Here is a 13,935-nt window from a genome sequence, read left to right on the forward strand (position 1 = left end):
CGGGCGCCGGCTCGTACCGGACGCGTGGCGCCGGACGGCCCAGCGCCCGGGCGAACCGGGCCGTCGCGGCCGCGACCACCACGCGGTCGCCGTCCGGCCGATCGACCGGGACCCCGAGCGCCGGGTCGTACGCGACGTCGACGCCCCCGTCGAGCGGCGCCTCGAGCGCGGTCTGCGTGACCGACGGCGTCGACCCCGCCCACAGCGCGCTCGTCCAGCGCTCGCGCGGCCACCACTGGCCGCCCGTGCGCGCGAGGAGCAGCACGCGCAGCCGGCCCCGGCGCGGGACGGCGCCCAGCGCGTCGAGCATCGCGGGCAGGCCGGGCCGGAAGCCCGCGTCGTCCACCACGAGCAGCGCACGCCGCGCGTCGGCGACCCCCTCGACCGCGGCGACCTCCTGTCCGGGCAGCACGTGCACGACCGTCCAGCCCGTGCGGCGCAGCCTGCGGCCCAGCTCGCGGGCCAGGCGGGTCTTGCCCACGCCGCCCAGGCCGCACACGAGACGCAGTGCCACCGGCTCGCGGGAGCGCACCCACGCCCGCAGCTCGGCGAGCTCGCGCGCACGGCCGGTGAACGGGACGATCCCGCGCTCGGGCGCGAGGAGACCGGCAGGACTCACGGTGCCCCGTGCCTCGTCGGGTCCGGGTCGTCTCATGGGCAGTCATCCAACCGCAGGTCCGGCGCCCTGGCCAGCGGCCGTGTGATACCGGATTTCGCCCGGCCCCGGAGGCGTCGCCGCAGGTCAGCGCGCTGTGCCGCAGGGAACGCGCCGCCGGCCGCACCACATCCTGAAAACGACGACGGCCCGCCGCCCCCGAAGGGGCGACGGGCCGTCGTACGGCTCGGGTCAGACGACCCTGCTCAGCGGCAGGATCAGTTGCCCGTGAGCTTCTCGCGGAGCGCGGCGAGGGCCTCGTCCGAGGCCAGCGTGCCGCCGGCCTCCTCGGCCGGAGCCGAGGAGTACGAGGTGCCACCGGCAGCGGCGGCGGCCGGCGCGTCGGTCGACGCGTCCGTGTCCGCGGCCAGCGCCTCGGCGACCTGCTTGCGGTGCGCGGTCCAGCGCTCGTGCGCCTTGGCGTACTCCGCCTCCCACGCCTCGCGCTGCGCCTCGTAGCCCTCGAGCCACTCGTTGGTCTCCGGGTCGAAGCCGTCCGGGTACTTGTAGTTGCCCTGCTCGTCGTACTCGGCAGCCATGCCGTACAGCGCGGGGTCGAAGTCCTCGGACTCCGGGTCCACGCCCTCGTTGGCCTGCTTGAGCGACAGCGAGATGCGGCGGCGCTCCAGGTCGATGTCGATGACCTTGACGAACACCTCGGCACCGACGGTGACGACCTGCTCCGGCAGCTCGACGTGGCGCACGGCCAGCTCCGAGATGTGCACCAGGCCCTCGATGCCGTCCTCGACACGCACGAACGCACCGAACGGAACCAGCTTGGTGACCTTGCCGGGCACGACCTGACCGATGGCGTGCGTGCGGGCGAAGGTCTGCCACGGGTCCTCCTGCGTCGCCTTCAGCGACAGGGAGACACGCTCGCGGTCGAAGTCGACGTCGAGCACCTCGACGGTGACCTCCTGGCCCACCTCGACGACCTCGGACGGGTGGTCGATGTGCTTCCAGGACAGCTCGGAGACGTGCACCAGACCGTCGACACCGCCGAGGTCCACGAACGCACCGAAGTTGACGATCGAGGAGACGACGCCCGGGCGCACCTGGCCCTTCTGCAGGGTCTGCAGGAAGGTGGAGCGGACCTCGGACTGCGTCTGCTCGAGCCAGGCGCGGCGCGACAGCACGACGTTGTTCCGGTTCTTGTCGAGCTCGATGATCTTGGCCTCGATCTCCTTGCCGACGTACGGCTGGAGGTCGCGGACGCGACGCATCTCCACGAGCGAGGCGGGGAGGAAGCCGCGCAGCCCGATGTCGAGGATGAGGCCGCCCTTGACGACCTCGATGACGGTGCCGGTGACGACACCGTCCTCTTCCTTGATCTTCTCGATCGTGCCCCAGGCGCGCTCGTACTGGGCGCGCTTCTTGGACAGGATCAGGCGGCCTTCCTTGTCCTCCTTCTGGAGGACCAGGGCCTCGACGGCGTCGCCGACGGCGACGACCTCGCCAGGGTCGACGTCGTGCTTGATCGAGAGCTCCCGGGACGGGATGACACCCTCGGTCTTGTAGCCGATGTCGAGAAGGACCTCGTCACGGTCCACCTTGACGATCGTGCCTTCGACGATGTCACCATCGTTGAAGTACTTGATGGTGGCGTCGATGGCAGCAAGGAAGTCCTCCTCGGTGCCGATGTCGTTGACGGCAACCTGGGGTGCGGACTTCGCAGGGGTGGAGATGGTCATTGAGTTCGATGCTCCGATGCGGACATGGTGTAGTACGGACAGGGTCGGTCTTGCTCTGATGGTGTGGTCCCGAAGGTCGCCGGAGGGCGCACGGCACCGCCAGTCATCCTAGTGGCGCGGCAGCGGACCGGTCAACGCGAGCCCGGTCCGCCGGGTGACTGCCGGGTGACTGCCGGGTGCAGGAGTCAGAGCGCGAGCTCCAGGTCCCTGCCCGGGATCGCGTCGAGCAGCGCGCGCGTGTAGTCCGTGCTCGGCGAGTCGAACACGGCATCCACGGTGCCCTCCTCGACCATCCGGCCCTGCTGCATGACGAGCACGCGGTCGGCGATCTGCCGCACGACGGCGAGGTCGTGCGTGATGAAGAGGTACGTCAGGCCGAGCTCCTCCTGCAGGCCGGCGAGAAGCTGCAGGATCTGCGCCTGCACCACCACGTCGAGCGCGGAGACCGCCTCGTCGCACACGACGAGCTCGGGCGAGAGCGCGAGCGCCCGGGCGATCGCCACGCGCTGGCGCTGGCCGCCCGACAGCTCCGACGGGAACCGCTGCAGCTGGCCCTTGCTCAGCGCCACCTGCTCGGCGAGCTCCTCGACGCGGGCGCGCCGGGCCGCGGCGTCGCCGTAGTCGTGCGCGCGCAGCGGCTCCTCGATCGCCCGGAACACCGAGTACAGGGGGTCGAGCGACGAGTACGGGTCCTGGAACACAGGCTGCACCCGGCGCCGGTAGGCGATCTGCTCCCGGTGCCCGCCCGACCCGACGGGCGTGCCGTCGAACGTGATCGTGCCGGACGTCGGCTTCTCGATGTCGAGGATCATGCGGGCGAGGGTCGACTTGCCCGAGCCCGACTCGCCCACCACCGCGACGGTGGAGCCGCGCGGGATGTCGAGGGTCACGCCGTCGACGGCCGTGAAGTCCTTGCTCCGGGAGAACAGGCCGTTGCCCCGGATCGAGAACACCTTGGTCGCGTCGCGCACCTCGACGAGCGGCGTCGGCTCGGCGCCGCCCGCGGCGGAGTCCTGGGCCGCCGTCGCGCCGGAGGCCTGCTCCTCGCCCGGGGCGAGGAGGGCCTCGTCGAGGACGTCGTCCAGGCCGCGCTCGCGCGCGATCTCGATCCGGCGCGACGCGAGCGACGGCGCGGCCGCCATGAGCCGCTTCGTGTACTCGTGCTGCGGAGCCGTGAGCACCTGGCGTGCCGGGCCCTGCTCCACGATGTCGCCGCGGTACATGACCACGACGATGTCCGCGCGCTCGGCCGCCAGCCCGAGGTCGTGCGTGATGAGCAGGACGGCCGTGCCGAGCTCGTGCGTCAGGCCGGAGAGCTGGTCGAGGATGCCGCGCTGGACCGTCACGTCGAGCGCCGACGTCGGCTCGTCGGCGACGAGCAGCGCGGGGCGGCCCGAGAGACCCATCGCGATGAGCGCGCGCTGGCGCATGCCGCCGGAGAACTCGTGCGGGTACTGCGAGGCCCGCCTGCGCGCGTCGGGCAGGCCGACCTCGTCGAGCAGCTCGACCGTGCGCGACCGGGCGTCCCGGAGCGTGCGCAGGCCGTTGTCGATCAGACCCTCGTCGATCTGGCGGCCGATCTGCATGATCGGGTCCAGGTTCGTCATCGGGTCCTGCGGCACCAGCCCCAGCTCCGTGCCGCGCAGCTGCGCCATGCGCTGCGGCGAGACGGCGCCCAGGTCCTCGCCCTTGAACCAGATGTGCCCCTCGGCGACCGAGCCGTTGCTCGCCAGCAGGCCGAGCACCGCCATCGCGAGGGTGGTCTTGCCGGAGCCCGACTCCCCCACGATCGCGACGGTCTGACCGCGCCGGACCGTCAGGTTCGCGCCCGCGACGGCGCGCGCGGCGCCGTGCTCGGTACGGAAGTCGACGGACATGTCCTCGACGCGCAGGACGACGTCGTCCTCCTGTGCGCCGGCGCCCGCGGCACCGGGGTTCTTGTCTGCGGTGTCGTTCATCGTCGGGTCCTGTTCCGGGGGTCGAGGGCCTCGCGCAGGCTCTCGCCCACGAGGGTGAAGCCGAGGGCCGTCACGGCGATGCAGATGCCGGGCAGGATCGCCAGCCGCGGCGCGACGGCGAGCTCCTGCTGGGCGGCGGTCAGCATGCGGCCCCACTCCGCCGTCGACGGCTCGCCGCCGCCGAGGCCGAGGAAGGACAGCGCCGCCGCCTCGATCACGGCCGTGGCCAGGCTGAGCGTGGCCTGCACGATGACGGGGCCCACGCTGTTGGGCAGCACGTGGCTCATGGTCACCGAGCGCCGCGTCAGGCCGAGCGCCGAGGCGGCCAGCACGTAGTCCTGACCCTTCTGCGCGAGCATCGAGCCGCGCAGGAGTCGCGCGAAGATCGGCACCTGCACCACGCCGATGGCGATGATGACCGCCATCGAGGACTGGCCGACGATCGCCGCGATCGACACCGCCAGCAGCAGCGACGGCACCGAGAGCATGAGGTCCACCAGGCGCATCACGGCGAAGTCGACCCACTTGCCGAACCAGCCGGCCAGCAGGCCGAGCAGCAGCCCGCCCGTCAGGCCGAACAGCGTGGACAGCACGCCGACCAGCAGCGAGGCCTGGGCGCCCCAGATCAGCTTGCTCAGCACGTCACCGCCGTAGCGGTCCAGGCCGAGCGGGTACTCGGCCGACGGGCCGGGGATGAGGGTGGGGCGCACGTCGGCGCGGCCCGGCAGCTCGGTGCCGCCGTACGGGGCCAGCAGCGGTGCGAGCACCGCGACGAGCACGAACACCGCGACGATGACGAACCCGATGATCGCGACCGGGTTCCTGCGCAGCGTGCGCCACGCGCGCGCCCAGACGCCCTCGCCGCCGTGGTCGGCGCCGGCGGGGCCGTCGCCGTGGATGCTCGCGTGCAGCGGCGCGGCGGCCTCGCCGTCGGTCACAGGAAGCTCGTTGGCACTCACTGCTGCCTCCTCAGCCGGGGGTCGATCAGCCCGTACGAGACGTCGACGAGCAGGTTCACCAACGCGTAGACCACGGCGATCATGAGCACGAAGCCCTGCATCACCGGGTAGTCGGCGTTGAAGACGGAGTCGGCGAGGAAGCTGCCGATGCCGCTGAACGCGAAGACGGTCTCGGTGAGCACCGCTCCGGACAGCAGCAGACCGACCTGCAGGCCGATCGTCGTCACCACGGGGAGCATGGCGTTCTTCAGGATGTGCTGGCCACGCAGGCGCGAGGCCTTGATGCCCTTGGCGCGGGCTGTGCGCACGTAGTCGGCGTTCTGCACCTCGGAGACGGCGGCGCGCGTCATGCGGGCCACGATCGCCAACGGGATCGAGCCGAGCGCGATGCCGGGCAGGATCAGGTGGACCAGGGCGTCCCACGCGGCGTCCCACTCGGCGGTGAGCAGGCCGTCCAGGACGTAGAAGTTGGTCGGGTGCGTCGCGATCATCGTGGCGCTCTGCCTGCCGGTCGTCGGGAACCAGCCCAGCTCGACGGCGAAGAGGTACTTGAGGATGAACGCCAGGAAGAACACGGGCACCGTGACGCCGATGAGCGACACCACGACGGCCGAGTGGTCGACCACGGATCCCGCGCGGCGTGCGGCCACGTACCCGAGCGGGATGCCGATACCGATCGCGAAGACCAGGGCGACCACCGTGAGCTCGATCGTGGCGGGGAAGCGCGTGAAGAACTCCTCCAGCACGGGCCGCCCGCTCTGCAGCGAGACGCCGAAGTCGCCCTGCAGCAGCCGCAGGAGGTACTTGCCGTACTGGACGATCAGGGGCTGGTCGAGCCCGAGCTGGGCCTCGATCTCCGCCGCGGCCTCCGGGGTGTACCGCTCGCCGAGCATGGCCTGCACGGGCCCGCCCGGCAGTGCGCGGACCCAGCCGAACAGCAGGACCGACAAGCCCAGCAGGAGGGGTATCAGGAGCAGCAGGCGCTGCACGATCAGTCGGAGCATCGTTCCTCGAAGACATGCGGTGATCGGTCGCCCGGGTCGTGCCGACCGTGGCCGGGCCCGGCGATGAGGGGACAGGGGTCGGGGCGCGGCACCAGCCGCGCCCCGACCTGAGACGTCACCCGACGGCGTCGCCACCTCGGGTGGTGCGGAAGGGAACCTTACTCCCTCCCCGTGCCGCCTCCGTTACTCGCCACCGCCGAGGCTGATGACGTTGTAGACCTCGTCCTGCACGGGCGAGATCGGGTAGCCCTCGACGCCGGGCGCCACGACGAGCGACGGCACCGGGCTGGCCAGCGGGACACCCGGCAGGGCGTCCATGACGACCTCGTTCGCGTGCATGTAGGCCGCCTCCTGCTCCTCGAGCGGAGCGTTGCGCGCGTCCTTGATGGCGTCGAAGACCTCCTGGTCGTCGAAGCCCCACTCCAGCGACTTCGCACCGAAGAACGTGCCGATGAAGTTGTAGGTGTCGTTGTAGTCACCCGTCCAGCCGAGCAGGTGCAGCCCGTGGTTCTCGCCGCCCTGGATGGTGTCGATGTACGTCGGGCTCCACGGCTCCGGCGTCGCGGTCACCGTGATGCCGACCTCCTCGAGGTCCGCCGAGACGGCCTCGTAGATCGCGGCGGGGTCCGGCATGTACGGGCGCGAGACCTCGGTCGGGTAGTTGAACTCGAGCTCGAGGTTCTCCTGGCCGGCCTCCTTGAGGAGGTCCTTGGCCTTCTCGGGGTCGTACTCGTACGTCGTGACGTCGTCGCTGTAGCCGGACACGATCTCCGGGATGAACTGCGTGGCCGCGGTGGTGCCCTCCGGCAGCGCGGCCTGGACCAGCGCGTCCTTGTCGATCGCGTGGGCGATCGCCTGGCGCACGCGGATGTCGTCCAGCGGCTTCTGCGCCTGGTTCATGCCCAGGTACAGGATGTTGAACGCGTCGCGGTTGAGGATGGTGTAACCGGCCTCCTCGAGCGCCGCGACGTCGGCGGGGGCGACCAGGTCGTAGCCGTCGATGTCGCCGGCCTCGAGCGCCTGGCGGCGGGCGGTGCCGTCGGAGATCACCGTGAAGATGATCTTCTTGACGTCGCCGATCTCGCCCCAGTAGTTCTCGTTGGCGGCCAGCGTGACGCTCTCGCCGCTCTTCCACTCCTGGAACGTGTACGGGCCCGTCCCGGTCGGGTGCTCGCGGCCGTACTCGGTGAGCTGCGGCGCGTCGGCCGTGCCCTCGACCTCGTCCGCGCCGAACTCCTCCACCGCCGCGGGCGACTGCATGGAGAACGACGGCAGCGACAGCGCCGGGATGAGCTCGGGGATCGGCGTGTTCAGCGTGACGACGGCGGTCGCCTCGTCGGACGCCTCGCACGAGTCGTACAGGCTGTTGTCGCCCGTCCCGCCGAAGACGGCCTTGTAGTAGTACGAGAGGTTCTCGTGGGCGGCCAGGCCGGTCCAGTCGTGCCAGCGGTCGAAGTTGGCGCACACGGCCTCGGCGTCGAACGGCGTGTCGTCGTGGAACGTCACGCCCTCCTTGAGGTGGAACGTGTACGTCAGGCCGTCCTCGCTGATGTCCCAGCTCTCGGCGAGCAGCGGCGCCGGGTCGGCGGTGCCGGGCTCGACGCCGACGAGGCCCTCGAAGATCTGGCGCGCGACCCGGAACGTCTCGCCGTCGCTGGCGAACGCGGGGTCGAGCGAGCTGGGCTCCGCCGAGCCGGCGAAGACGAACGTGCCGTCGCCGCCCCCGCTGGAGCTGCCTTCGGGGTCCCGCTCGCTCGCGACACAGCCGCTCAGAGCCACTGCGAGCGCAGTCACCAGGGTGACGCCGCCCGCAAGGCGCGTAGCGCGTCGACGCATGGCACTCTCCTTCCTCGAGCGCACCGGCGGGCCCGGGTTCGGGCACGACGACGCGCAGACGTTTGCGCCTGACCTTAGGAGTCCTTTCGTTGCTTCCGTATTTCTCGCCTGGTCTCGCAATCCAATCGTGACCCTTTCGTTACCGGTGTGTCTGTGGTAGGCGGTAGCTGGTCGACCTGCCGCTTCACCCGGGCGTGCGCGGGCACTCCTGGCGGGATGATGGTCCCCGTGAACGACGACCAGGCCGTGTCCTTCGGCTACCGCGACGTGCCCGACGACGGCGGCGCCGCCCGCCGCTGGTGGGACGCCAACGCCGACGAGTACCTCGACGAGCACCGCGACTTCCTCGGTGACGCGGGGTTCCGCTGGGGTCCCGAGGGCCTCACCGAGGCGGAAGCGGGCCTGCTGGGCGACGTCGCCGGCCGCGACGTGCTGGAGGTCGGTGCCGGTGCGGCGCACTGCTCGCGCTGGCTCGCCGCGCGCGGGGCGCGAGCCGTGGCGACGGACTACTCGGCAGGCATGCTCGCCGGGGCCGCCGTGCTCGACGACGCCACCGGGGTCCGCGTCCCGCGCCTGCAGGCCGACGCGCGGGCCCTGCCCTTCGCCGACGCCTCGTTCGACGTCGTCTTCACGTCGTTCGGTGCCGTGCCCTTCGTGCCCGACGCCGTCCGGGTGCACCGCGAGGCCGCCCGGGTGCTGCGGCCCGGCGGCCGCTGGGTGTTCTCCGTGACGCACCCGCTGCGCTGGGCGTTCCCGGACGACCCGACCCTCCGCGGCCTGACGGCGACCCGCTCGTACTTCGACCGCCGGCCCTACGTCGAGACCGACGCCGCCGACCGCGTCCTGTACGCCGAGTACCACCGCACCCTGGGCGACCACGTGCGCGACGTCGTGGCGGCGGGGCTGCGGCTGGTCGACCTGGTCGAGCCGGAGTGGCCCGCGTGGAACAGCGAGGTGTGGGGCGGCTGGGGCCCCGAACGCGGCCGCTACCTGCCGGGCACGGCAGTCTTCGTGACGACCCGGTGAGCGTTGCCCGGTCGCCGGATGGGGTGCTGGGCCCGTCCGCTGAGATCTGGTGTTTCCGGTGAGTTCTGGCCGTGCACGACCAGATCTCACCAGAAACACCAGATGTCAGTGACGCAGCTGGCACTCAGCCCACCCGGGAGCTCCCCCGTTGGCTCCGATGGGACGGGGGCACGGAACCGGGTCCGCTGGGCGCGTCCACGGCACGGGGTGCACGGCACGGGGTGCGCAGAGCGGCACCCGAGGCTGATGTCCGTCGAGATCTGGTGTTGCTGTTGAGATCTGGTAGTGCACGGCCAGATCTCAACAGCAACACCAGATCTCAGCAGCGGGCACGGTGCGGGCGGTGCGTCAGCACGTCAGCGGGTCACGCCGCCTGACCGCCGGACGGGCCCTGCGCACGGAATGACGGGCGGCGAGCGGGACCACAGATGGCCGGGCGGCGCGTCCGTCCACAGGATGCCGGCGTCGCGTCCCCGGCGTGCGCCGCGACGGCCGAGCCTGGTGCCGTGTCCGAGATCCTGCTCGCCCGTGACCACGACTTCAGCCTGCTCCGCCGTGCACTGTCCGCGGGTGAGGTGGAGCGACTACGGCGTGGGGCCTACCGCACCGTGGACGACGTCGGGGTCGACACCGGCCCCGCCGCCCGCGCACGGCTCCGGGCGGAGCAGCTCGTGGTCGCCGTGCACCGGCAGCTCACGGCTGCCCACGTGATCAGCCACGTCAGCGCGGCGCTGCTCCACGGGGCACCGATGTGGCGCACACCCCGGCAGGTCCACGTGATCCAGCAGTACGGCGCGAACGCAGGTGGCGCCCGCGACATCGTGCGGCACCGGACGAGCCTGGTCGACGACGAGGTCGTCAGCGTCGCGGGCGTTCCCGTCACCTCGCCGGCGCGCACGGTGCTCGACTGCCTCGCCACGGTGCCACCGCTCGACGGGTTGGTGCTCGCTGACTGGGCGCTCGCTCAGGGCATGCGGCGCGACACCCTCCTCACCGCGGTGGAGGCCCGGCCTGACCGGCGCAACCGGCGCCGCGCACGGCTCGTCGTCGAGCTCGCGGACGCCGGGGCGCAGTCGCCGTGGGAGACCTGGACCCGCTACGTGCTGCTGCGCGCCGGGTTCCCGCGGCCGCGCACCCAGGTCCCCGTGAGCACCCGGCTGGGCACGTTCCACGCGGACGTCGGCTGGGACGAGTGGGGCCCACTCCTCGAGTTCGACGGGTTCGTCAAGTACCGGGACGGGGTCCCCGACCGACGGTACGCGGCCGATGTCGCACGGTTCGAGGAGAAGCGGCGGGAGGACGCCATCCGTGAGGCAGGGCGCGAACTGCTCCGGGTGACCGCACGGGACAGCCCGGCCGAGCTCGTCCGGCGCGTGCTGCGCCACACCGAGCCGGGTCGGCGCCCCCGCCTGCGCCCGCTGACGGACCTCCCGCCGGTGTGACAGCAGCGGACCGTCCGCTGAGATCTGGTGTTCTCGTCGAGATCTGGTTGCGCACGACCAGATCTCGACGAGAACACCAGATCTCGGCGGCAGGCGTCGCACCAACGGCGGCCGGCCGGAGCGTCAGTGGCCCGCGTCGTGCCAGGTGGGGCCCGTACCGACCGAGACGTCCAGCGGCACCGTCAGCGCGAAGGCCGCGCCCATCTCCGAGCGCAGCACCTCCTCGGCCACGGCGCGCTCGCCCGGGGCCACCTCGACCACGAGCTCGTCGTGCACCTGCAGCAGCAGCCGCGAGCCCAGGCCACGGTCGTCGAGCGCCTTCTGCACGCGCAGCATCGCGAGCTTGATGATGTCGGCGGCGCTGCCCTGGATCGGGGCGTTGAGGGCCATGCGCTCAGCCATCTGCCGGCGCTGCCGGTTGTCGCTCGTGAGGTCGGGCAGGTAGCGACGGCGGCCGAGGATCGTGGCGGTGTACCCCGTCGCACGCGCTTCCTCGACCACGCCCGCGAGGTAGTCGCGCACGCCGCCGAACCGCTCGAAGTAGTCGTCCATGAGCGCCTGCGCCTCGCTCGTGGCGATGTTCAGCTGCTGCGAGAGCCCGAACGCGCTCAGGCCGTAGGCCAGGCCGTACGACATGGCCTTGATCTTGGAGCGCATCTCGGCGGTCACGTCCGCCGGCGCCACCTCGAAGACGCGGGAGCCGACGTAGCGGTGCAGGTCCTCGCCCGAGACGAACGCCGCGATGAGGCCCTCGTCGCCCGACAGGTGCGCCATGATCCGCATCTCGATCTGGCTGTAGTCCGCGGTCAGGAGGGACTCGTAGCCCTCGCCGACGCGGAAGGCCCGGCGGATCTGCCGGCCCGCCTCCGTGCGGATCGGGATGTTCTGCAGGTTGGGGTCGGTCGAGCTCAGCCGTCCCGTCGCGGCGATGGTCTGCTGGAACGTCGTGTGGATGCGGCCGTCGGGCGCCACCGACTTGAGCAGACCCTCCACGGTCACTCGCAGGCGGGACACATCGCGGTGGGCGAGCAGGTGCGCGAGGAACGGGTGCTCGGTCTTGACGAACAGGTCCTGCAGGCTCGCGGCGTCGGTGGTGTACCCCGTCTTGATCTTCTTCGTCTTCGGCATGCCGAGCTGGTCGAACAGCACCTCCTGGAGCTGCTTCGGGCTGCCGAGGTTCACCTCGCGGCCGATGACGTCGTAGGCCTGCGCCGCCGCGTCGGCCACGCCCTGCGCGAACTGCTTCTCGAGGCCGGTCAGGTATGCGGTGTCCGCCGCGATGCCCGTGCGCTCCATGCGCGCCAGCACGCCCGCCAGGGGCAGCTCGACGTCGGTCAGCAGACCGGTCGCGTCGCGGTCGGACAGCTCGCCCGCGAGCGCCGACGCGAGCTCGGCGACACCCTGCGCGCGCACGGCCTCGGCCTGGCCCTCGGTCTCGCCCTCGAGCGAGAGGTCCAGCGCACCCTGCGCGCCGTCGGGCTCCGCGACCTTGAGCTCGCGGCCGATGTGCCGCACCGCGAGGTCGCCGAGGTCGTACCCGCGCTGGTCCGGGTAGCACAGGTAGGCGGCCAGCTCGGTGTCGAAGACCACGCCCTCGAGGTCCATGGCGCGTGCGGCGAGCATGTGGGCGGCGGCCTTCGCGCCGTGCAGCGTCTTGGGCGCCGTCGGGTCGGCCAGCCATGCGCCGAGTGCCTTCTCGTCGTCGGGCCCGAGCTGGGTGAGGTCGAGGGAGGCGGCCTCGCCGCCGGGCTCGGCGATCGCGACGGCCCACGCGTCCCCGCCGCCGGCCACCGCCTTGCCCGCGACCTCGACCCCGACCTGCGGGGAACGGGCGGCGAGCCACGTGCCGAGCGCGCCGGGGGCGATGTCGGCCAGGTCCAGCTCGACCGCGGCGCCGACGGGCGCGTCCTCCTGGCCGCCGCCCGCCGGGTCGACGGCCAGGAGCCGGTCGCGGAGCTGACCGAACTGGAGCGAGTCGGACACGCGGTGCACGGCCTCGCGGTCGAAGCCCGCGACCGCGAGGTCGGCGACGCCGATCGGCAGCTCGACGTCGGTCAGCAGGGCGTTGAGCTCACGGTTGACCCGCACCTGGTCGAGGTGGGCGCGCAGGTTCTCCCCCGCCTTGCCCTTGACCTGGTCGGCCGCGTCCAGGAGGGCGGCGAGGCTGCCGTGGGCCGTGATCCACTTGGCCGCCGTCTTCGGCCCGACGCCGGGCACACCGGGCAGGTTGTCGCTCGTCTCGCCGACCAGCGCCGCCAGGTCGGGGTACCGCTCGGGCGGCACGCCGTACTTGGCCGCGACCGCCTCCGGGTCCATGCGCGACAACTCGGACACGCCCTTCCTGGGGTACAGCACCGTGACGTTCCCGTTGACGAGCTGCAGCGCGTCCCGGTCGCCCGAGCAGATCAGCACGTCCATGTCCGCGGCGCGCGCCTGCGTGGCGAGGGTCGCGAGGATGTCGTCCGCCTCGATGCCCTCGAGCTGGACGAACGGGACGCGCAGCGCGTCCAGCACCTCCTTGATGAGCGGTACCTGGCCCCGGAACGCGTCGGGCGTGGCGTCGCGCGTGCCCTTGTACTCGGGGTACCGCTCGGTGCGGAAGGTCACCCGCCCGGCGTCGAACGCGACGGCCAGGTGCGTCGGCTGCTCGTCGCGCAGCAGGTTCGTCAGCATCGACGTGAACCCGTAGACGGCGTTGGTGATCTGTCCGGAGCTGGTCGCGAGCGTGTCGGGCAGCGCGTAGAACGCCCGGTAGGCCATCGAGTGGCCGTCGATCAGCAGGAGACGAGGGCGGCCCGTCGCGGGCGTGCCCGGCAGGTGGCTTGGCGCTGTGGAGGTCACGCCTGACAACATAGCCCGCATGACTGACACGAGCGCTTCCGCGACGCCGTCCGCCCCCGGCGCCGCACCCGCCGGCACACCCACCGGTGCACCCACCGGCACACCCACCGCTCTCGACTGGCGCGCCCTGTACACGTCGGCGGACCCGGCGGGCACGCTGTTCGAACGGATGGGGATGGAGCTGCTGGAGCTGGCGCCGGACCGCGCGGTGGGCCGGATCCCGGTCGCCGGCAACACCCAGCCCGCCGGGCTGCTGCACGGCGGCGCGTCGGTCGCGCTGGCGGAGACGCTGGGTTCCCTGGCGGCACAGGCGCACGCGGGTCCCGGCCGCAACGCCGTGGGCATCGAGGTCAGCGCCACGCACCACCGGGGCGTGCGCGAGGGCTGGGTCACCGGCACGGCCACGGCGCTGCACCTGGGGCGCTCGACGGCGTCCTACGAGATCGTCGTCACGGACGAGGCGGGCAAGCGCGTGTGCACGGCCCGGCTCACCTGCATGATCCTGGGCTGAGGACGGGAGGGT

The 13,935-nt window shown here is 72.1% G+C and carries 10 protein-coding genes; 3 read left to right on the forward strand and 7 right to left on the reverse strand.

Annotation, left to right across the window (positions count from 1 at the left end; genetic code table 11):
* The 6 genes from HLB15_RS11020 to HLB15_RS11045 all read right to left on the reverse strand — a co-directional run.
* The coding region (locus HLB15_RS11020; RefSeq protein WP_212759751.1) for an ATP-binding protein at positions 1 to 655 on the reverse strand (655 nt) is incomplete at its 3' end.
* 218 nt (positions 656 to 873) lie between these two features.
* Positions 874 to 2,346, reverse strand: coding sequence for a 30S ribosomal protein S1 (gene rpsA, locus HLB15_RS11025; RefSeq protein ID WP_171105557.1), 1,473 nt, complete (start codon positions 2,344 to 2,346; stop codon positions 874 to 876).
* A 185-nt stretch (positions 2,347 to 2,531) separates the two neighbouring features.
* Positions 2,532 to 4,304 carry a dipeptide ABC transporter ATP-binding protein gene (locus tag HLB15_RS11030; RefSeq protein WP_229785672.1) on the reverse strand — a complete coding sequence of 591 codons (1,773 nt, stop codon included), beginning with the start codon at positions 4,302 to 4,304 and terminating at the stop codon, positions 2,532 to 2,534.
* Positions 4,301 to 5,203 (reverse strand): ABC transporter permease, encoded by a 903-nt coding sequence (locus tag HLB15_RS11035; RefSeq protein ID WP_229785681.1) that lies wholly within the window; start codon positions 5,201 to 5,203, stop codon positions 4,301 to 4,303. The genes HLB15_RS11030 and HLB15_RS11035 overlap by 4 nt, the downstream gene beginning before the upstream one ends.
* A 56-nt stretch (positions 5,204 to 5,259) precedes the next feature.
* Positions 5,260 to 6,267 carry an ABC transporter permease gene (locus HLB15_RS11040; protein ID WP_171105558.1) on the reverse strand — a complete coding sequence of 336 codons (1,008 nt, stop codon included), beginning with the start codon at positions 6,265 to 6,267 and terminating at the stop codon, positions 5,260 to 5,262.
* A gap of 183 nt (positions 6,268 to 6,450) precedes the next feature.
* On the reverse strand, positions 6,451 to 8,103 hold the full coding sequence (locus HLB15_RS11045) for an ABC transporter substrate-binding protein (protein WP_171105560.1): 1,653 nt from the start codon (positions 8,101 to 8,103) through the stop codon (positions 6,451 to 6,453).
* A 219-nt stretch (positions 8,104 to 8,322) separates the two neighbouring features.
* Between HLB15_RS11045 and HLB15_RS11050 the strand changes: the two genes are divergently transcribed.
* A complete protein-coding gene (locus HLB15_RS11050) occupies positions 8,323 to 9,129 on the forward strand; it encodes a class I SAM-dependent methyltransferase (protein WP_229785682.1) in 807 nt (268 codons plus the stop codon).
* Between the two features lie 506 nt (positions 9,130 to 9,635).
* Entirely contained in the window at positions 9,636 to 10,571 is a 936-nt protein-coding gene (locus HLB15_RS11055; protein ID WP_171105564.1) for a type IV toxin-antitoxin system AbiEi family antitoxin domain-containing protein, read from the forward strand.
* Between the two features lie 123 nt (positions 10,572 to 10,694).
* On the opposite strand, the gene polA is transcribed toward HLB15_RS11055, so the two are convergent.
* Positions 10,695 to 13,424, reverse strand: coding sequence for a DNA polymerase I (polA, locus tag HLB15_RS11060; protein WP_417715064.1), 2,730 nt, complete (start codon positions 13,422 to 13,424; stop codon positions 10,695 to 10,697).
* Between the two features lie 7 nt (positions 13,425 to 13,431).
* On the opposite strand from polA, the gene HLB15_RS11065 reads away from it, so the two are divergent.
* Positions 13,432 to 13,923 (forward strand): PaaI family thioesterase, encoded by a 492-nt coding sequence (locus HLB15_RS11065; protein ID WP_373291123.1) that lies wholly within the window; start codon positions 13,432 to 13,434, stop codon positions 13,921 to 13,923.
* Positions 13,924 to 13,935: the final 12 nt, after the last annotated feature.

This window comes from Promicromonospora citrea (genome assembly GCF_013004695.1).
Classification (GTDB): domain Bacteria; phylum Actinomycetota; class Actinomycetes; order Actinomycetales; family Cellulomonadaceae; genus Promicromonospora; species Promicromonospora citrea.